We start from the raw sequence: 21,660 nt of genomic DNA, 5'->3' as shown, positions 1-21,660 counted from the left end.
CAGCACTACTTCTGCAATAAATTACACAGCAATAACATCTCATTTCGTCCTATGGTGAAACTATTATACTCCAGGTGTATGTTTTAGGAGAACCTTCTCCATAAAATATGAATATACAATAATAGAGCCAGTCGGTAGTATAATTACAAATATAGGAAGTAAATATAATAAGAGAGCTGATAATAATAATATCACAAACAATATTAATGTTATCGGAAAATAGCGTACTGTCATATAGATTGATAGCTTTAAAATCCAGCTAGTACTCATATCAAAACGAGAAAGGGCCGGAAAGGCATACATTGCTATTCCTATGATAAAGACTGAAAGGAAAATATAGAAACACCTAAAGAATAAACTGACATTTCCTTCTGTTAGCGAGGACAATATCCCCACATTTAGCTGGAAAATAAAGCTGAGTACTACAATAAGCAGCCATAGTATTGTAGCATCTTTAAAGTTTATTTTAAAAGCATTTAAAAATTGTTCCAGTATATTACCCCTATCCTTTTTGATAACTTTAACTGCTGTATAATAAAAGGCAGTGCTTGCTGCACCAAAAGTAACAATGGGAAGGCTGAAGACTATCCACAAGACATTTAACATAAAACAATCAAATACCATGGCTATTTTCCCATAAAAACCACCATCATAATCAAATAACCCCTGTGTGTCAATCTGTGTTTTCATCAGCCTTCACCACTCCTTTCTTTTTATTATTCACCTGAACATTTATCCCAACTTTTTAATAATGGCTTCTAATCAATTTTACATCCTACTTTTCTTTATGATGCAAGTATCTTTTGTAATTATAGTATTACAGCTCTTCCAGTTTGCCTTCCCTAACAAAGACCGGAATAGAATCCAGAGGGGCCTCACATAAATACTTTTTACTACCTTGATAGACCTTATTATTATTGATATTCCTCCACCTACCAGCAGGCAAATAAACTTCCCTTTCCCGCCTATCTTCATAAAGAATCGGGCAGACAAGTATATCACTACCGAACATATATTGATCTTCAATTTCCCAGACGTTTTCATCATCAAAAAAATCATAGAAAAGCGGTCTCATTAGTGGAGTTCCTTTCTGGTGGGCTTCCTGCATTAACCCTTTAATATAGGGGCGCAACTTTTCACGCAGCTCCAGATATTTTTTGCAGATCTTATATACCTCCGGACCATAACTCCAAACTTCATTATCTGCTCCACTGTGCACCTTACCTCCCCCAGTCTCAGCCAGGGGTTCTTTAAATGGTTCACGTAATCCATGCAATCTCATAACTGGACAGAAGGCAGCAAATTCAAACCATCTAACCAGACATTCTTTAAATTGTTCTGAATGGATATTACCACCATGAAATCCCCCTATATCAGTTGTCCACCAGGGAATACCAGAAAGACCCATATTAAGACCAGCAGATAATTGATTTCGCAGTGAACGAAAACTTGAGTCGATATCCCCGGACCAGACCAGGGCACCATACTTCTGTGAACCTGCCCAGGCACAGCGCAAAAGATTCACTATATTTTCCTGACCTTCTACCTCCATTCCCTGATAAGCCATCTGTGCATACAACTTCGGATATAGGTTTCCTACCTCCAGGTCAGACCCCAGGAAATATCGATAATTACTAAATTCATATTTGGTAAATTCCGGTTCGGCTTCATCCAGCCAGAAGATCTTAATACCTTTATCATAATAATTTTCTTTTAGTTTACTCCAGACATATTTTCTAGCATCAGGATTTGTAACATCAATAAAACAGGCATTCCCCAGTTGCCCAATCCGCTTACCTGTCTCAGAACGGGTCAGATATCCCAGTTCTTTCATCTCCTGATAGTTTTCACTTCCCTTTTCCACAGTCGGCCAGATAGAAACCATCAATTCAATACCCATCTCTTTTAGCTCTTTGACCATCTTTTCAGGCTTAGGCCAGTAATCAGTATCAAATTTCCAATCACCCTGGAAAGGCCAGTGAAAAAAGTCAACTACTATTACTGAGATCGGTAGGCCCCGTTCTTTATAACCCCTGGCCACCTCCATTATCTCATCCTGAGTCTGATAGCGTAGTTTACACTGCCAGAAACCTGTACCATAATCAGGCATCATTGGAACCTTACCAGTAGTATCAGCATAAGCCTCCTCAATTTCGGCCGGACTATCACCAGCTGTAATCCAGTAGTCCATCTCTTTACTAGAATAAGCCGTCCATTCTGTTATGTTTTTAGCGAAAGATACCTTGCCGATAGCCGGATTATTCCAGAGTAATCCATACCCCTTATTTGAAAGCACAAAGGGTACACTGGCCTGAGAATTTCTATGGGCTAACTCTAAGTTGCAACCCTTTAGATCCAGAAATGGCTGTTGATACTGTCCCATACCGTAGAATCTCTCCCCCTCTGATGCTTCAAATCTTACCGTTAACCTATAATTATCTGTACCCAGATGTGGTTCAAAACTGCGGGGATCAATCTCTAAAGCACTATTAAACTCCCCTGCAATATTATCCCTCATCCGATTGCGGTCATATTCCTCTAAAAGAAGCTCACCCTTTTGATTATAAAACTTTAATTTGCCTGTTTCCATTATTTCACACCTGATCTTACCATTAGTAATTTTAGCACTTTCTCCATCAACTTCAATTTCAACCTCAGTCTCTTCTACCTCCAGTAAGGCAGAATATGTATCATCCTGAAACTGATGGCGTTGTGTAGCACGAATCCGAAGGCTATTAGGACCCCAAGGTTCAATAGAAAGCAGTTCCTGATCATATCGCCTTACTACTCTGTTCCCACTCTGTTTTATCATCTATAATCCTCCTCTTAAAATTTTAGTTCAAAATCATCTCTTGTAAATAGAGGAATTTCATCAATAGCTACCTTAACATAAACACAGCCATATCATTATTCCTCTATTTATTTTAATACTAGAATCTCTATTCTTTAACTGCCCCAGCAGTCAGCCCCCCGACAATATATTTCTGTAAGAATACAAAAACCAATATAACAGGTATTACCAGAATTGCCCCATATGCCATAATAGCATTCCATCTTGTCCCATATTTACTTTGAAACTTATAAATATTTGCTGTCAGAGGACGCATTTCTGCCTTAACATTGAAAGTCATCGAATAGGCCAGATCATTCCAACCACTTAAAAAAGAAATTACTACAACAACGATAATACCCGTCTTTATTGCCGGAATCATTATTCTAAAGAAAGATTGGAATAGATTACAGCCATCAATCCGGGCCGCATCATCCAAAGATCTGGGAATGCTCTTAAAATAGGGCCTTAGAATTATTACTATAAAGGGAACGGCACCTGAGGAAATAGCAATTGCCGGTGCCAGATAAGTACCCAGTAACCCCAAATTATTAAAAATTAAATACATTGGTGTCAGCATTAGAGAAGGTGGTAACATCTGGGTAACTAAAAAAGTTAGCAGAATAATTTTCCTGCCTGAAACCTTATACCTCCCCATACCATATGCTGCCGGAACACCAAAAATAATTGAAAGCAACATGGAAGTAGTAGCAATCATAAAACTATTCCTCAGTGAACACAGGAACTCCTGATTCTGCAAGTTCTCTAACCAGGGTTGAATCGTAAATTCATGAGGATAATATGTCAGTACTTTAGCAAATATTTCAATGTCAGGTTTAAAAGACATCATTAACAACCAGTAGATTGGAAATAAAAATATCACTGCTATTAACATAGCCAGGAAAGAAAAAATTATATTTTTTCTGCCCCTCCTGGAATTTAAAGTGAATTTAATTTTTTCCAACATATTAATCCTCCTCTCCAGCTATTAGCCTTAAATAAAACAGACCTATTACTAATAAACAACAAAAAAGTACCATACCGGTTGCTGCACCCATAGAAAATTGATATTTAGTAAAAGAAAGCTTATAGGCATAGGTTCCCAGTACATCAGTAGAATTAAGTGGACCACCCCTTGTCATAATAAACATCAAATCAAAGGCCTTAAAGGTGTAGATAAAGCCTAACATCAGTACAGCCATGATAGCTGGACGCATTAATGGCAGGGTAATATGGTAAAATCTTTGCCAGGCATTAGCTCCATCTACAGCTGCACTATCATATACCCTTTGGGGAATATTCGTTAAACCAGATGTTAAGATCAGCATATTAAAGGGAATACCAATCCAACAATTAACTGCAATTACTGCAATAAGAGCAGTACTGGTACTAACCAGCCACTGGACAGGCTCACTAATAAACCCCATTTTTAATAAAAGATCATTAATCAAACCCTCTGATACACCAAAAATATTTTTACCCAACATAGCTGTTACTGCTATCGGCATCATATAGGCAATTAACAACAAACCCCTGATAGGACCTGCTAGCTTAAACTTCTTTGAAAAGAACAAAGCCAGGATAAAGCCGATAGTAAACTGAAAAACCAATGATCCAATGGTAAATATAAAAGTATTTCTCAATATCAGTTGAAAAGTTGAATCAGTAAATAACTGCTTATAATTAGCCAGACCTACCAATACAGCATTTCCACTCCTTAAGTTTCTTATATTCAAATCTTTAAAACTTAAAATAAGATTATAAATAAGCGGATAGCCCAGTACCACTACTGTATATATAAAACCAGGGAGAGCAAATATATATCCTTCAAATTTTTTAGCAGCTATTTTCATCTTTTACACACCCCTTTGCAATAAGATAAATCACCGAGAGTAGTATAACTTACCCAAATCTAATTACTTCCAGCAACAGGTATCTCTGCTAGAATTGGATTAATAATTGCTGCTGCATCTTTCATTGCCTGTTCTGGAGTCTTTTCCCCAATCAAGGCCGCCTGTACGGCTGAATAGATTGCTTCAGAGATAATAGGCCACTCTGGGTGTGGGCCTCTGGCTACAGCATAGTTCATTGCATCAGTAAATACTGCATATCTTTCATCTTCTGTCCAGAAGTCTTTCAATTCAGCAGCATCACTTCGAACAGGTAATTTGCCTGCTATTTCACACCAGTTGGCATTATTCTCTGCTGTCTGCATGAATTTTATAAAATCTGTACAGGCCTCAACATCACTGGCAGCAACAGTAACCCCAAAATTTTCTCCACCTATAACAGAGGCATACTCCTCACCCTTAGGGAGAAGGGTATATTGATAATCAAAGGCATCATCTATATCTTCATCCATTGTTGCAATTTGCCATGTTCCTGATTCCAGCATAGCTGCTTTACCAGCTACAAAAGCATTATAGGCATCAGCCTGTCCCCAGTTAATGACCTCTCTGCTCATATAGCCCTCTTTAACTAAATTGGTCAATAATTCTAATGAACTAATGGCTTTTTCAGAAACTAAAGAGCTGACAGAAGCCCCAGAGGAATATAGCCAGGGTATAAACTGGAAGGTCCCCTCTTCATTACCTACTGCACTCATGGAAAAACCATAAATAGAATTAGACGGATCTGTAGTAGCTGCTGCTATTTCATAGAATTCATCCCAAGTAGTAGGCGGTTCGTCAAACCCGGCCGCTTCCAAAATATCCATGTTTACCAATAAAGCTAAACAGTTTGAGTTATTTGGCAGCCCGTGGATCTTGCCTTCAACATCCATAGTACTATTTAAGGGACCATCGTAAAAATACTGAAGATCATCCCATTCTTCTACATATTCAGTAATATCAGCAAAAACATCTAAAGCAACAAATGAAGCCATATTGGGTGAGTCTACCATACCGATATCAGGTAATTCACCGGAGATTGCCCCGATTGTATACTGATTCATTAACTCTTCACGAGAAACAAAGGTAGGAATAACTTCTATCTCATCCTGCATAGCATTATAATCAGCTACTACCTTTTCCAGCGCCTCCGCCTCGTGTTCAAAATAATGCCAGAGAGAAACCTCTACTGGTTTAGCATATACATTTAAAGAAAATACAGCACCTATTAGCATAAACACAAGACTAAAGATAGTAATTGAATAAAACCTTTCTAAATACTTTCTCATCAAAAACATCCTCCTTCTTTTTTTAAAAATAATATCGCTAGACGGCAATATCTCCATATTAAAAATGGACCGGAAAAATAAATTCCCGGCCCAGGGCCCCAGGTTAAACACTTCTATTCTTTTTCAATTTAGCAATTCTTATAATAAACTCCTCATCTTTTCCCCTTATCATTACTATATCGTGATTAAATAACTTGTAGATCTTATCTCCCGGTTGATATTCTGGTAAACCTTCCTGTCGTTCCTCTCCTCTTTGCACAGCAACCCCTCCCGGGAACCATACTCCAGCAAAACACCTCTACCACAAATTTACAAAAACCTGTCCATATGGTATAATTATTAATGGAATAAGCTAACAGAACAGCTGGCAGCTGTTCTCTTTTTACCCTGGATTAATAGATGGATACCTCCTTTCTATCATTTTATGTTATTATCTTGTAGGAACTAAAATTAATTGTAGAAATAATTAGCTTTGTTGTTTTGTTAAATCAGAATACATTTTTATAATGACTCGTTTTGCAATGATTTTTACTTAATACTTTTTTGAAGATCAGATATACTACTTCTATTTAGCTTATATTACAAGTATATTATAATGCTTAAAAAAGACATTGTCAAGGCTTATTATTTATTTTTTGTCTTTTTTAGTAAATAAAGTGCTTAAATAAGGTGATTTTAAAATGAATAAGATAAAAAACTCAATACCAAGTCGAATAAAGTATTTAAGAAAGACATTAGAATTAACTCAAAAAGAATTTTCAAATAGAATTAAAATAAGCCGTTCTACTATAGGTAATATTGAGAATGGCACAAATACTATATCAGATCAACTCATACATAATATATCTAAAGAATATGGGATTAGAGAAGAATGGATTAAAAAAGGAAAAGGTGAAATGAGGAAATCTCCTGAAAATATAATTATGGAAGCAGTAAAATATTTATCTGATGTAGAAATTAAAGCTGCTTTAAATAAGTTAAATGATAGATTTAATCCTAGTAAACCAGAGGAAGACGATAAAGCTACATTATATAAAATTCTGGACTTTTTAAAAGAACAATATAAGAAAGGTGACCAGGACATGCGAGGTTATCTTACTATTAAACTTAAAAAGGCTTTTCCTGAATATGAGGAATATATTGAAAACACAATGAATAAAAAGGAAGAGTAGAATTATATCTTATTTTATCACAAACTAAATTATATTAAATTTGATCATCTTTCTTTATCTTTCGATAACTCAATGCTTATTATCTATTATTTCCACCCTTTGTTATTAAGCCATTCAATGAGTTCTTTTCCCTCTTCTATGATTCTTTCAAACATAGTTAAATTAAAGGGATCTTTTATATATGTAATACTCTCTCCATTTTTAATAGGATCAACATTAACTTTAAGTGTTTTATTATCAACCCACTCCATTTCTTTAACAATACCATATATTCTTTTCGCCTGTACTTTATCATCAAAAGAAACAAAAACTAAATGATGTGCTACTATAGTATGTTTTGAATAATAAAAACTATCTACAGAAAATACTATAGTACCTCTATTATTTTTACTAAATTCATTAATAGTTGCCAACTATTACCTCTGGTAATACTGATGTAAACATTTTCACCATTATTTATAATATAATAGTCCCTTCTTTCTTCTGAAAAAAATATTTCTTTATTAAGATTTATATTTATTTTAAATTGAGGCTCACCAATAGTTTTAATATAATAAAGATCAGATGCTTTTTCAGCATTTGGTGGAGCAAGTCTTTTAAGAACAGATTCTTTTAATTTCTTGGGGTATACTTTCTTGGGCATATGAATTCTACTCTTAGGATTTATTGTCGTAACTTTTATTTATACACAGATTTTACTCCCTACTACAACTATCCTAACATATAGGATATCCAGTATAGTCCTATATTATCTAATTTAGATGTCATTGCTGTCAAATTATACAATACTAAAAATTAGACTTCAAAATTTATCTTTACTTTAATTTCAATATACTTATTTAAATTAACTACATTAATATTTATTAAATCAATTGTATAAGGTGTATAAATACTTAGATAATATGCCACCTCTTCATTTATATTTCTAGAAAGATAACCAATCTTTGTTTGGTTATAATAAACTTCAACAGCATATTTATCATAGTAATTATCTGGTTCAGGAATTAATACAATTCTTTTGGAATTTTTTTTTATTTTATCTAATATATTTTGTTTTTCTTCTAGTCTACACAAATGATATTTTGTGCCTGCAATTTTAGTTTTTACCTTTTTGTCTTTTTCAATTTGTTTAGAAATAATTTTTAAATTGTTGGTTATTGTTATGAACTTTCTTAACTCATAATCAGTAATACTATCTAATTTGTCTGATAAAATGTTATGATCAAGGGTACTAATTATATTTCCTAATTCTTTTAATTTGAAATATTCATAATTATTATCTATGAATTCAGCTAATTCATTTATTGTATCACGAGAATTAAAACCAAGTTTCACAAGGTCTAGTGCAGTAGTAGAATATAAACCATATTTGACAAATTGACTTAATTTATTAATAAAGTTAATTATGTTTGATGATATATCCAGACTTAAATTTTCATTTATTATTCTTGATAATATACTTAATGCCCATGATAGTTTATATTCATACATCTCCTTTATATATTCTGTAATTCTACTTATTCTATAAGGTTGTTTAACCTTAAAAAAATATTTTTCACTAAGTTGAGGTACATTAATATTTGTCTGAGTCCAGTCTAAAAATAAACTATAATCATCAATAACAATTTTTTTCGAAGCAGGTGTACTTCTTCTTACTTTCATTTTATTAAACTCTTTTAAACTAAGTATTTGTATAAATGCCTCTTGTTTTATTAACATTTCCATTTTTAGATTATTACGGATATTATAATCTAAATTATCAACTATATCTTTGGCTAATTTTTGCACAATATAGTAAGAATAGAAAGACAATCCACTAATCTGCACTTTTTCCCTGATTCTTAACGGTTTTTTATCAAAATAATGATATACTTTTTTACTTGAATGTAAAAGATTTTTTAGCTTATCTTGTTGTAATTGTTTGGAGAATAAAGCATTGCTAAATATTCTATCCAACAAATTTTCATTCTCAGATATAGAATTATAAAAAAGTAATAATGTTTTTATAAACCCGTTATTACTTGCTTGGTCTATAAAGTCCTCGATATCTTCACTATTTTTTTTGTTCATTTCATCTATAATTTCAAAAATTTTTTCATCACTAAGTAAAGAGCTTGTTACATTATTATCATAATTTTCGTATTCTAGATAATCTTCTTTTACACTATAAGGATAAAATTTAACAAAAATAATTTGCCCATATGTACTTTGATAAGCCCTTCCAGCTCTACCAGCAATATTTTTAAAGTCAGCTATGTCTATAGTCTTTTGACCAACATATTTTAAACCACTATAAATAAAGTTTTGAATAGGAAAATTAACACCCTCTGCTAGTGTAGTTGTAGCTGCTAATGTTTTTATATACCCCTTTGAATAATAATCTTCTAAGGCCTCTCTCATATCAATTGGCAAACTACCATGATGATATGCAATACCCTTTTTTAATCCCTTTATTAATAAATGCTCTTTTCCTAACCTTTTTTCAAAATAATTAATTAGCCTATTAATTTCTTGACTTATTTTAACTTTTTCTGGTACATAAGGCTCATAACTTCTTACAAACGATTCTACATCACCTTTTGTATTAAAAAATATCAGATTACCCCCTGTATTTTCCAATTTTTGTGATATGCCCATCACAAAGCTTTCATAATTTATATTTTCTTTTTTAACCAATTTATTACTAGATTTATAATGATATCTTGGAAAATCAAATAATTTTATTGTTCTCTTTTCTAAATCTTTCTGAAAATATTTTAAAAATCCAGTAGCTATATGACACTTATAAGCTTCTTTATAATACTTATGTTTTTTGGGTACGGACACCCATTGACCATATTTATTTTTAATATATTCATATTTAGCAATACCTTTTATCTGTAAAGTCGGTTTCCAATTATCACATATGTTTTCATTTAAATCTTCAGTTTCTTTAACCCAATCTAATATCACTTCTCCATTATCTATAATTGCAGATAGCAACATTATTTTTATGTCTTTATAACTATCGCTATTTATAAGATACCATAAAGAACTTTCAATAACCCATCCTCTATTTTTGTCACTTATTTTATGAAATTCATCAAATATAACCAAAGAAACATCATCCAGAAAATTATTTCGTATATTGTTTCTAATTATTGTGTCCATTTTTTCTGGTGTAGTTATTAAAACACTATATTCTTGAAATAATTTTTCCCCGTGATCTTCATATCCACCAGGTATGTTAAGCACATTATATTCTAGTCTTCTAAATCTTTCCTGTAACCGTTTATATACTTCATATACCAGAGCATTTGTTGGGACTATATATATACACTTTTTATTATTGTTTTTCTCTAGTTCCTTTATCAATGCAAACTCAGCTAACAAACTCTTTCCTCCGCTAGTTGGTAAGTTTATTAATATCCTATTTTTAAAATCAACATTCAAAAAACTATTCGGGTTATTTACTATTTTGAGTTGATTTGGCCATAATTCAAGGATTGGCGGTCGTGATTTAATTAGTTGTTTTATATAATTATTATCAAATATATTATATAATACAGTCCAAACACAATTATCATAAAATTTTTGTAAGACAAGATATATATTTCTTAATATCCAAAACTGTTCACTCTGACACTTTTCTAATTTACTACTAATTAAACTTTGCAAATCATTAATTGCCATAAAATAATGATCTTGATTTCCAGTATTAATATATCTTGTTAAGCTAAAAAGTATCGATGATTGTTTTTTAGACAATTTGGAAGTGCTAAGAGAAAATTTTCTATTTAGAATATAACTTGAAAAACGATACAATGTGATCAAATCTTTATCATAATACCCCTCATGTTTATCTATATATTTAAATAATTTTATTATTTTATTTGCCATAAAAATACTATTAGGAGAATTACCCGCTAGAGAATATGCAATTGAAGACCTAAAGCAATATTTTAATCTTTTTAAAACTATATCTCGCCCATCAATAATATTTAAATCCATATGTTTAAAATATATGGATGCTCTTTCAAATGTTAACGCAACTAGTTCCAAGGCCTTATCCCTTAAATCCTGATTTTTATTAAATAATTCGTTTGTATAATTGGAATAAATATATATTGATATTTTCTCAAGTAATTTTAACTTATTAATATCATCTTTAAGTTCACTTTCTTTAATAGATATATCTTTTATAAGTAATTCCATGTCATAGTAAAAAATATATTCTATTAACTCTAAAAAATCATTACGATTATTAATTTCAGATAATATTTTATCAATATTATGATTATTTATAATGTTTTCCATATGTCTCTCACCAAATCTTTCATAACCTTATTTAACAACAAAAAAAATATAAATTTTACTATTCTTTGTTCCTTAGTTAATTCAGGAAAACATTTTTCAAAAGATTTTAAAGTATTAAGAGTAGTTGTATCTTCCTTTAATATAATAGATGCTCCTATTCTGAGGTTTTTATCTCTATTTAATACATAATAAGGAAGTTTTGCTACTACTTTCTTCAAATTACTCTTCTCCTTGTTTTTAAACAACTCCTGGATTGCTTTAATTTCATAATCAATATTCTCATCAAAACTACCATTCTTACCGAAAAAAGAATAAATTTCACTTGCTCTATTATTTACATTACTTTCTGTTGTTTTAGTTTCCCAAACAGTAAATCTTATATCTTTGATATTATTTTCTGCCCCAGTAAATACAATATAATCAATCCCTGGTTCAGCTGAACTCCTTCCTTTAGGTCCATAATCCCACAAATAATTTTCTTCAATATTTCTATAATAAAAACTTAGGATATATTCTCCAATTAATCCTTTTAAATGATCTTCATTAGTAAAAATCCTTTTTAATGAATTTTTTAAATAGTTACGCTTTTTATCATCAATCTTTTTACCTTCTAATAATTTAGTAATCCAATTATACCCATCCTCTGTTAATGTATTTCTTAATAAGTAGTATTTAAACTCTTTATAAAAAATACTATAGTTATTATCATCTAATAATAACTCTATATGAACTCTAATAAATTTGTATTTCACTTCTTTTATTTCATATTTAAATATATTTTCTAATTTAGAGGATTTTTCATTATTTTTTCTTCTTAACTTATTATTCATGATAACTCCAGCATCTTTTAATTTTTCTATAACTCTCTGATTTTGAGGTAGAGAAAAGAAATTAATAATATTATTGGCTAAAGTTGGATGAACTCCATCTATTGACTCTAGGTCGGCTAACTTAGCCTGAGATAATTCTTCAACTGAATTAAATTTTGTTGCCAAAATTCTGGCAATCCCTACTCCAACTTGTTTTATTCCCAAAGCAAATACAAGATTCTGTAGTGGTCTCGTTTTACTTTTTTCTATAGCATTAATAATATTTATCGCTAACTGGTAATTCAAATTTCCAATATTTATAAGATCATTAATAGTTAGTAAGTAAAGATCTGCATAATCCTCAATTATACTTCCTTCTATAAGTTGATCAATTAATTCGTATTCAACTCCTTTAATATTCATAGCCTTCCGTGATATAAAATGTAAAATACAATCCCGACGCTGAGCAATACAAGAATTATTAATACACCAGATAAAGGGTCCTTCTCCCTGTCTTAAAACCATAGCACCACACTCAGGACACCTATCCGGCATTTTAAAGACCTCTTCACTTCCATTCCTTTTTTCTTCTATAATCTTTACTACCTCTGGGATAACTCCTCCAGCTTTCCGCACCAAAACATGATCACCAATCCTGACATCTTTTCTTTTTATCTCATCTTCATTATGTAAAGTTGCCCTGCTGACTGTAAATCCTTCCAGACAAACAGGACCCAGAATTGCAATAGGGGTCAATTCTCCAGTACGCCCTACAGAAATGATAATATCCTTGACAACTGTGGTCTTCTGATGAAAAGAGAACTTAAAAGCTATTGCCCAGCACGGACTCTTGGCAGTAGTACCAAGCTGTTCTCTTAAGTCGAGATTATTTACTTTTATAACAAGTCCATCGATTTCATAGGGAAGATTATCCCTCTCCTCTGTCCATTGATTACATAATTCAATAACATCATCAATATTCTTACATTTGTGATACCAGTTTACCTTAAACCCCATTCCCTTGAGAAATTCCATTGCATCAGTATGTGTATCAAACTCCTGTCCTTCAATACTGACCAAATCATAGGCAAGCATTGATAATGATCTTTCTGCAGCAATACGCGGATCCAGTTGTCTGATGGAACCAGCTGCAGCATTTCTGGGATTGGCAAAAGGCTCTTCTCCTTCATCAAATCTCTTATTGTTGATATACTCAAAATCAGACTTACTGATATAGACTTCTCCTCTTATTTCAGCGGAAAGTTCTTCAGGAAGACTCAATGGTATAGACCTGATGGTCTTTATATTCTCGGTGACATTTCCCCCAATAACACCATTACCACGGGTAGCCCCTACTGTAAGTAATCCTTTCTCATATGTAAGTATTACTGATAATCCATCTATTTTATGTTCAATTACAAATTCAATATCCTTTGTTCCGACTAATTTATAAACCCTGTATGCAAATTCCCTTAGTTCGCCATCATTAAAGGCATTGCTCAAGCTGAGCATGGGTACTGTATGTTCCACCTTCTCAAAGCTATCAAGCAGTTCTCCTCCCACTCGTTGAGTAGGTGAATTTGGGGTTATTAATTCTGGATATTCTTCCTCAAAATTTTGTAACTCTCTCACCAATTGATCGAACTCTGCATCAGATATTTCAGGTGAGTCTAGAACATAGTATTTATATTCATGATGACGAACTTTTTCTCTTAATTTTTTCATTTTAATTTTAATTGCTTCATACATAATACCAACCTCAATTATTATTCTTCAAATTATTTTATATATAAATAGCACTACCGAAATATTCTTTAATATAAAAGTTATACAAAAATATTTTATATCCTTTATTATCGACAATATTATTTATATTTCAATGAAATATAAGGGGATATTCATTGAACATTTGTGATATTATCTCTATTTTTCATCACATTAAAGAAAAATTATTGCTTATTCCTTATATAAAAATATTTCAGAAAAAATTTATTCCATTTTTTTAGCTAGCTATTATTTTTATGAATTAAAATCTAGGTATTTTTTGGATCAAAAAGATTAGATTAATGTTCTTTTCTTAACTCGTAAAAATTGTGTGTATTATTCAAATTAAATTATAAAAATCCTACTCTTTTTGTTTTTTTACATACTATCCCTAATTCTTGTCAATATCAATACGAATATATTCCTCTATATCAAAACCACCTCCTATAATAAAATCTCTTAATAATTGATCTATTTTTGAATATACTTCTCGAAGTTTCATTTTATGACCAAGTTGTTCTTCAAACCACTTTCTAGTTGTTTTTATATCAACTGAATCCATTAATTTATCAAACCGCCCAAATTCATTTATAGTTTTATCTGTTAATCTTAAATTTAACATGTTATTTAATAATGAATTGTCTAATCCAAAGGAATTGACTATATTTTGAATTTGATTATATTCTATTTTTGATTGATATTCATTAATATAATCCATAAATTCTTTATCATCTTCTACAATTAGAGCTCCGTTTTGAAGATCGTATAATACCATATCAGCATATTTCTGTTGTTCCTTAGTTAAAGTTAAAAAGAAACGATGTAGATCATTAATAACTCTATCTAACTCCTCAGGATCACTTTTATCTTTTCTTAATCTAATGTATTTTCTAAAGTTTGCATTAAGGTAATCATAATCAATTCTTTCAGAATCCTTTTCTACTATTTCATAATCTATATCAAAGGGGATATTATCAACTCCAGTTCCACCGCCTTCTCCTCCACCAAGTTCTTTGTATCGTAGTAACCATGCTTGATATACTTGCTTGTCAGAAAGTATAGAAATTTTTACCTTAGGCTCTCCTGGTTTAACTTCACAGAAGTATTCATTTTTTTCCCAATTAAACCCTTGGATTAATGCAGCTTCTAAGAGAGTATTAAATTCTTTAAATAAATCAGCAAACTTTTGTTTAGCTACATCGGAATCAGGTAATTTTTCAAAATTATGAATCCCATTTGATTCAAAAACACTTTTTATATCTTCATAAATTCTATTCATCGCAAGTAAGTTACTCCCCAGTTTCTCCACAAATAATCCTATTTCCTTGTCACCAGAATATAGTTTAACTGCTTTTTTAATATTTTTTTCCATTGTGTGTACTTTCCGATAGTAACGAATAATTCCGAAGGGCTTTTCAGATCCCATAAGTCTATTTGTCCTTGAAAATGCTTGTATAATATTAGCATATTCTGTGACTTTATCTAAATATAACGTATTTATATATTTAGAATCATAGCCTGTAAGTAATTGATCCACCACAATTACAATATCTATTTGATTATCTCTATCAATATTATGATAAGGATACTTATGTGCCAATCTTAAGGTAATATCTTTCTTAAATTGGGCTTGCTTTGGTATAGAGAAATCTTGACCGTACATGGTGTTATAATCTTCTATTATTTCTACTAAACCATCTTGTTTAAATATAGTATCTCCAGTATAATCAAAGTTTTTATCAAATAAAGCAGTCACCTTAACTCCTAAAGGATTATCCTTTAATATTCGGTAATATTCTATTGCCTCTATAATAGATGATGTTGCAAGTAAAGCATGAAACTTTCCATTCCTACTTAATCTTATCCAGTTTTCTAATATATCTCTAGTTACTTCTTGTTGGTGTTCAACTCTTCTATATTGCGACATAGGAATATAATCTTCAATTCCGCTGATATAGATTCCATTTTCATTATAATAACCCACTATTGGTACCTGTTTTTCATCCATGTATTTATAATATATTTTAGACTTTACTGGATCATTGACAGCATCTACTTCATTATTGGCTTTTGCTTTCATTAGTGCTACTTCTCTTCTTATTGTGATATCCTTAAAAGTGGCTACTTTTGTTGCATCAAAACCTAGTACATTTTTATCCCGTATCCCATCTACTAAACTATATCTGTGTAACTCATCTCCAAAAATAGTTGCTGTGGTACTATCTTTTCTCATGTTTTCTTCATGGATAGGGGTTCCTGTAAATCCAAAGTAAATTGCATCAGGAAAGGTTTCGAATTTAATTCTTGCTAACATTTCACCAAAGGTTGAACGGTGAGCTTCATCTATAATAATTACTATTCTTTTTGATTGAATTGCCCTTAATTCAGCATATTTTATTCCATCTGATTTAATATTAGACATTTTTTGTATAGAGGTCACTATCAAGGTTTCAGTAGGATTATCACTTTTCAACTTGCTTATCAAATCAAGAGTAGAATCAGTTCCATGTATTTCGTCTTCCAATTCTGCAAAGCCTTTAAATTCAGCTAAGGATTGTGAGCCTAATTCAATTCTATCCATAAGAAAAACTACTTTATCTGTTTCCCCAGATGATGCAATTAATTGTGCGGATTTAAAGCTGGTAAGTGTTTTACCAGAACCTGTGGTATGCCAGATGTATCCACCCAATTGATCTTTTTCATGCCAATCAATTTTTACTACACGATTTGCAATCTCTCTAGCAGCATAAATTTGATAACTCCGCATTACCTTAAGTGTATTATCTGAAGAGTCTGGTATTGTATAGAAACCTATTATTTGATGAGCCATAGGAATAGATAGTATTGTGTCAGCAATCTGCTTCCAATCATTAACAGGTTCATTATTAAAATCAGCCCAGCGGAAGAAATAATCTTTATTAAACAACTCCGCTTCACCAGGATTTGCAAAATAAACTGTCTCATCTGGAGTCATAGCAACAAAAACTTGAATTAGTGAAAATATTCCTATAAAAACTTGTTCATACATATATTGTTTAATTTGGTGAATAGGCTTACTTATTGGAGTACTACTTCTTTTTAACTCTACATGAATAACAGGCATGCCATTAATAAGAAGCATAAAATCTCCTCTTCGCTCACTTAATAAAGGGGATTTTTTGGTAAAACGAGGTTGTCTAGCGATTTGATAATAACTCTGACCTGCTGCAATCTCTTGTCTATCATATATCTTTAAACTAACTTCTTTGCCAAAATGAAGGGTATCTTTTTCATTTTCCCGCTTTATCGATACAGATTTGCCATTGATAAATTCATTTTTCTTAAGTGGAGAAGCTAGAGAGTTTATTTGTTCTAGAATCTGGTTCATTTCAGAACGATTTAAAGGTACATTATTAAGCCTATCCTGTTCTTTATTATTATTAAAAAGGATTTCTGCCCAATTATTAATTAAATCTTCTTCGTTGGGATTATTTAAGACATCATCCCAGCCTTTTTGACTAGTCAATAAATTTATTAAAGCATCTTCGAATGAACGTTCATCTTTAAATATCAATTATTACTCCTCCCCTCATTAGCTACAAACATCTTCTGAAGCATTGCTTGTTTAAATTGTTTAAGCTTTTTCAGTTTATTTTGATGAGAAGTAATATTTTCATCAAGTTCTTTAAAAAACTTTCCGATTTTTTCTTGTTCTTTAATAGAAGTAATTGGAAATTCTATATTCATAGCTTTATGTTTTGAAATATTATATCGTGATACTCCTTGAGCAAGTTTTATAAATTGTGACCTGACTAAATTAGTTCGAAGAACGTAGCCTAAATAAAAGTTGTTGAATTCTTCCTGTGGTCTGTAGCCAAAACAAAAACTATTTAAATAAATATTTTTCCGCTTCTGATGCCAAACAGAAGCCATTCCGACCTCTCCAGGTGTTTCTGATGAAATCGTGAATATTACATCTCCAAACATTACTTCATTTTGATTTGAATCAATTTCAATTCTATCTGTGCCATTTTTATATAAAATAGGATTGTTAAAAACGCTTAAATATGTTACATATTCTGCATTTCCATGCCCAAAGTCATTTTTGGTTTTCCCAGAAAGTCCTGTATAAGTTTCCCCACACTCTCCAAGTAATGCCTCATCCCAATCTCCTTCAAATCCATTAAACCTTATTTCTGGTATTTTCTCTCCTTCTTTAGGAAACATCTTTTGTAACATAGCCAGCTTTAATTGTTTTAATTTCTTTAATTTTTGTTGTTCGTAGTTGATGCTTTGGTCAAGTTCTTTAAAGAGGTAGCCAATTTTGTTTTGTTCGGCAAGAGATGGTAAAAAAGCGACAATTTTATAAAAATCATTATGATTTAAATCTGGTATAGTAGATGAACCAGCTCTAGCAAGTATTTCTTTTTGTATACGAGATGAATTGAGAAAATAATATAAAAAATTCTTTTTCACGACAGTCCTACAATAGTCAATTTTAAAGAAATTATTATGAAAAGCCCCTTTAACATCAGTAACTATTTCTCCCGTATTTCCAGTTCTAGTCATTAAAACATCTTCTTTATTAGCCACTACGTTTATTGATGGTGATTCTATATAGTATCTTGTTTTACTTTCTGGTTTTAAAAATTCATTTGTAATATAAAACTCTCTATTTTTGCCCGGTTCAGTGAAACGCTTATCAATAGCTATTTGAAGTCCTTGAGAGAGTTTAGTAAAGTCTTTAAACAGATGTTCCTCCCATTTATCCTCAAATCCATTAAATCTTAATTCTGGTATTTTATCTCCCATCATTATCACCACTTAATAACTTCTTAAACTCACTTAATCCTTTTATATCAAACTCGCTTCCAGTTAATTCATTTAGGTAAGTATTTAATTTTCTTGAGGAAGAATCTATTTTATCTTCAATATCTATAAGCGTATCTTCATATTTTTTATTAAGGTTAGACAAGCTTTCTGCTATATCATCAATAAGTTTATTAGGAAGTTCTAAAAGAGAATTTACTAAAGGTTCAATCCACTTTAACTTAAGCATATCTTTAGCTTCTTCATCTGTAAGTTCTTCAATAGTCTTCTTTGTTAACATGTGTAGTCCATTTGTTTTTTCCTTAAAATCTTTTTTTACTTGCTTTTCTTCATCAATTAAAGAAACGGCAGCTGATAGTTTTGCTCCAAAGGAGTCTTCAGGAAACTCGTAGTTTTTCTGTAGTGTCAGAATATAATCTCTTAATTCGTTTATATATGGTGTGCCATCTTTCTTTTTCCTCATTGAATCCCAATTAATCTCATTATGATTATTAATGAATTCCAGCAAAACAGAAGTACTTTCGTTACTATACAACTCATTATATTTATTTAATGCATTTAGCTCAGGAGTTTCTATTTCTTCAAATAACTCATTTAATGCTGCTTTAGTATCATTAATTAGAAACTTATCATTTTTATCATTTAAAACACTATATTCACCTTCCTCTTCTGAAAGTGTATTAATAATGTTTGTAAGTTCTTCTTGAATATCCATTTGTCGAGATTCTAGTCTATCTACTTCATTTTTTTCTTCTTTCAATATGCTATTTTGAACTACTTCAAAGGGGATAATACGCCCCTTCCACCCGTCTTGCTCTTCTACCTTTTTCCCTTTTTTCGTTTTCATAACCATATTTGGATCGACAGCTCTTAAAGCATCAAATGACTCTTGTTGCATACTCTCTAAATCATTAGCTATTATCTTCCATGTATCATCAAAGATTTGATAAGCTATGTACCTATCAATTAAAGGAATAGTCTTAAATCGATTAAATAAATCCTTAACTAAAACCTCTTTTTTTATAGCTAGTTTTATATCCATAGCATTTTCAATCAATTGTTCCGATAGAAAATCACTATAATCACTAAATTTACTATTGAATTTCGATTTAAACTCATTTGAGTCGCGTGAATTTTTAATTAAATCCCGAACATTACCAGACTTTAATTCAACATATTTCTGATTTTTTTCATCAAATAAATCATTATATAAGTTAGGCATCGCTCCCCAAATATTGCTATATTTTTTTAATTCGGTTTTAGGAATACCACCAAGCATAGTTGCATAAACATCCCATTCTTCATCATCTTCATCTGAGCTAATATAACGAGTAATATTTAGGTTGTATTCATTTTTAATAATGTCATCTATGAATACCAGGCGTGCATACTTTTCTACATTTTCACGTTCAATAACAGTATCCACAATCCGCTTAATATCTGATGATTGTAATACATTTTTACTCCCGTGTTTTTTGAAACCTTTGGAAGCATCTATAAAGAGTATATTATCGTTACCTTTTTTCTTTTTTAAAACCATAATAATAGTTGGTATCCCTGTTCCGAAAAAGATATTTGGGGGTAATCCTATAATTGCATCTATATTATCAATTAATTTTTTTCGAATATTTTCTTCTTCACCTCCACGGAATAGTACACCATGGGGAAGAATGATTGTTAATATCCCTTCTCTTTTTAGGTGATATAAGCTGTGGAGTAAAAATGCATAATCTGCCTTACTCTTTGGTGCCAAACCATAGGAAGAAAAACGGGGGTCATGTCCTTTGTCAGCAGGATCCCACCGTTGACTATAAGGTGGATTTGAAACTACAGCATCTACAAAAATTGGCTCGTAAGTCCCTTCAGGATCACTATCTTCAAAATATGGAAAGTCTCTTTCTAGGGTATCTCCATTTCTAATTACCATATTATCTGGTAATACTTCATGCATTACTAGATTCATACGAGTTAAGTTATAAGTGCTATGAATCTTTTCCTGTGCATAATACTTAATCTTATTTGGATTATCAATATATTTGCTAATAGCTTGTCCAATATTAAGGAGTAGTGAGCCAGAACCACTAGTAGGGTCATAGATTTGAATTGTTTCTTGATCTTTTAAATGTTCTGCTACGATCTCAGCCATCACAAGAGAAACTTCGTGAGGAGTATAAAATTCACCAGCTTTTTTTCCTGCACCTGCTGCAAACTGACTGATTAAGTATTCATAGATATAACCTAAGGTATCATATTTTCGATTATTTGTAGGAACATCATTTACAAGACTTACTAGTTGTCTAATAGCCTTTGTTTGGCTTGTAGCAGTATCACCTAATTTAGAAAGACCCTGTTCTAAAGTATTAAGTACTCCCCCAAATATTTTTTTCTTATTTGGATTAATGTTTCTATTAAATGCAGATAGGGCTGTTCTAACATTATCAACAGTAAAGTCAGACCCACTTTTAATCCATGTTTGAAATAAGTGCTTTGGTTCAATGAAATAACCTAAATTATTAGATATCCAATTAACATCTTCGTCATCATTCTCTTTAAGATCCTCAATATCTTCTTTTTCGAAACCTTTGCCTAATAAAAAGTTAACTTCTTTTTCTGATAGGTATTTGTAAAATATAAATCCTAGAATATAGTCCTTATATTCACTCGCTTCCATGCTTCCACGTAACTCATTAGCCGTTTCCCAGATTTTTGCTGCTAATTCTTGTTTATTCACTTTAAACACCCTCTTTAATATTTTATATTATTTTTATAATATTTTATAATATATTGATTGTTATTAAATTC

At 31.3% G+C, this 21,660-nt stretch carries 14 protein-coding genes; 1 reads left to right on the top strand and 13 read right to left on the bottom strand.

Annotation, left to right across the window (positions count from 1 at the left end; genetic code table 11):
• Nucleotides 1-63 precede the first annotated feature (63 nt).
• The 6 genes from GM661_RS05560 to GM661_RS05535 form a co-directional block, all read right to left on the bottom strand.
• Nucleotides 64-690: a YesL family protein gene (locus GM661_RS05560; RefSeq protein ID WP_230869114.1), complete on the bottom strand. Its 627-nt coding sequence runs from the start codon at nucleotides 688-690 to the stop codon at nucleotides 64-66.
• A 127-nt stretch (nucleotides 691-817) separates the two neighbouring features.
• A complete protein-coding gene (locus GM661_RS05555) occupies nucleotides 818-2,812 on the bottom strand; it encodes a glycoside hydrolase family 31 protein (RefSeq protein ID WP_230869113.1) in 1,995 nt (664 codons plus the stop codon).
• 127 nt (nucleotides 2,813-2,939) lie between these two features.
• A complete protein-coding gene (locus GM661_RS05550; protein ID WP_230869112.1) occupies nucleotides 2,940-3,797 on the bottom strand; it encodes a carbohydrate ABC transporter permease in 858 nt (285 codons plus the stop codon).
• Nucleotide 3,798: 1 nt separating this feature from the next.
• Complete coding sequence (locus tag GM661_RS05545) at nucleotides 3,799-4,683, bottom strand: carbohydrate ABC transporter permease (protein WP_230869111.1); 885 nt, start codon at nucleotides 4,681-4,683, stop codon at nucleotides 3,799-3,801.
• A gap of 59 nt (nucleotides 4,684-4,742) precedes the next feature.
• Entirely contained in the window at nucleotides 4,743-6,008 is a 1,266-nt protein-coding gene (locus tag GM661_RS05540; protein WP_230869110.1) for an ABC transporter substrate-binding protein, read from the bottom strand.
• Between the two features lie 103 nt (nucleotides 6,009-6,111).
• Entirely contained in the window at nucleotides 6,112-6,267 is a 156-nt protein-coding gene (locus GM661_RS05535; RefSeq protein WP_230869109.1) for a hypothetical protein, read from the bottom strand.
• A gap of 421 nt (nucleotides 6,268-6,688) precedes the next feature.
• Here GM661_RS05535 and GM661_RS05530 point away from each other — a divergent pair, with 421 nt between their 5' ends.
• Complete coding sequence (locus GM661_RS05530) at nucleotides 6,689-7,180, top strand: helix-turn-helix domain-containing protein (RefSeq protein ID WP_230869108.1); 492 nt, start codon at nucleotides 6,689-6,691, stop codon at nucleotides 7,178-7,180.
• An 86-nt stretch (nucleotides 7,181-7,266) separates the two neighbouring features.
• Here GM661_RS05530 and GM661_RS05525 read toward each other — a convergent pair whose 3' ends face one another.
• The 7 genes from GM661_RS05525 to GM661_RS05495 all read right to left on the bottom strand — a co-directional run bounded on the left by GM661_RS05525 (nucleotide 7,267) and on the right by GM661_RS05495 (nucleotide 21,589).
• Complete coding sequence (locus GM661_RS05525; RefSeq protein WP_230869107.1) at nucleotides 7,267-7,593, bottom strand: hypothetical protein; 327 nt, start codon at nucleotides 7,591-7,593, stop codon at nucleotides 7,267-7,269.
• Nucleotides 7,548-7,823 carry a hypothetical protein gene (locus GM661_RS05520; RefSeq protein ID WP_230869106.1) on the bottom strand — a complete coding sequence of 92 codons (276 nt, stop codon included), beginning with the start codon at nucleotides 7,821-7,823 and terminating at the stop codon, nucleotides 7,548-7,550. Before GM661_RS05520 ends, GM661_RS05525 begins: the two co-directional genes overlap by 46 nt.
• Before the next feature lie 152 nt (nucleotides 7,824-7,975).
• On the bottom strand, nucleotides 7,976-11,476 hold the full coding sequence (locus tag GM661_RS05515) for a DEAD/DEAH box helicase (protein ID WP_230869105.1): 3,501 nt from the start codon (nucleotides 11,474-11,476) through the stop codon (nucleotides 7,976-7,978).
• A complete protein-coding gene (ligA, locus tag GM661_RS05510; RefSeq protein ID WP_230869104.1) occupies nucleotides 11,461-14,034 on the bottom strand; it encodes an NAD-dependent DNA ligase LigA in 2,574 nt (857 codons plus the stop codon). The genes GM661_RS05515 and ligA overlap by 16 nt, the downstream gene beginning before the upstream one ends.
• A gap of 406 nt (nucleotides 14,035-14,440) precedes the next feature.
• Nucleotides 14,441-17,602, bottom strand: coding sequence for a type I restriction endonuclease subunit R (locus GM661_RS05505; protein WP_230869103.1), 3,162 nt, complete (start codon nucleotides 17,600-17,602; stop codon nucleotides 14,441-14,443).
• A complete protein-coding gene (locus GM661_RS05500; RefSeq protein WP_230869102.1) occupies nucleotides 17,599-18,840 on the bottom strand; it encodes a restriction endonuclease subunit S in 1,242 nt (413 codons plus the stop codon). Before GM661_RS05500 ends, GM661_RS05505 begins: the two co-directional genes overlap by 4 nt.
• Nucleotides 18,830-21,589: a type I restriction-modification system subunit M gene (locus tag GM661_RS05495; RefSeq protein WP_230869101.1), complete on the bottom strand. Its 2,760-nt coding sequence runs from the start codon at nucleotides 21,587-21,589 to the stop codon at nucleotides 18,830-18,832. The genes GM661_RS05500 and GM661_RS05495 overlap by 11 nt, the downstream gene beginning before the upstream one ends.
• Nucleotides 21,590-21,660: the final 71 nt, after the last annotated feature.

The sequence above is a fragment of the Iocasia fonsfrigidae genome (assembly GCF_017751145.1).
GTDB classification, from domain to species: Bacteria; Bacillota; Halanaerobiia; order Halanaerobiales; family DTU029; genus Iocasia; species Iocasia fonsfrigidae.
This window is presented reverse-complemented; position numbering and strand designations above follow the sequence as displayed.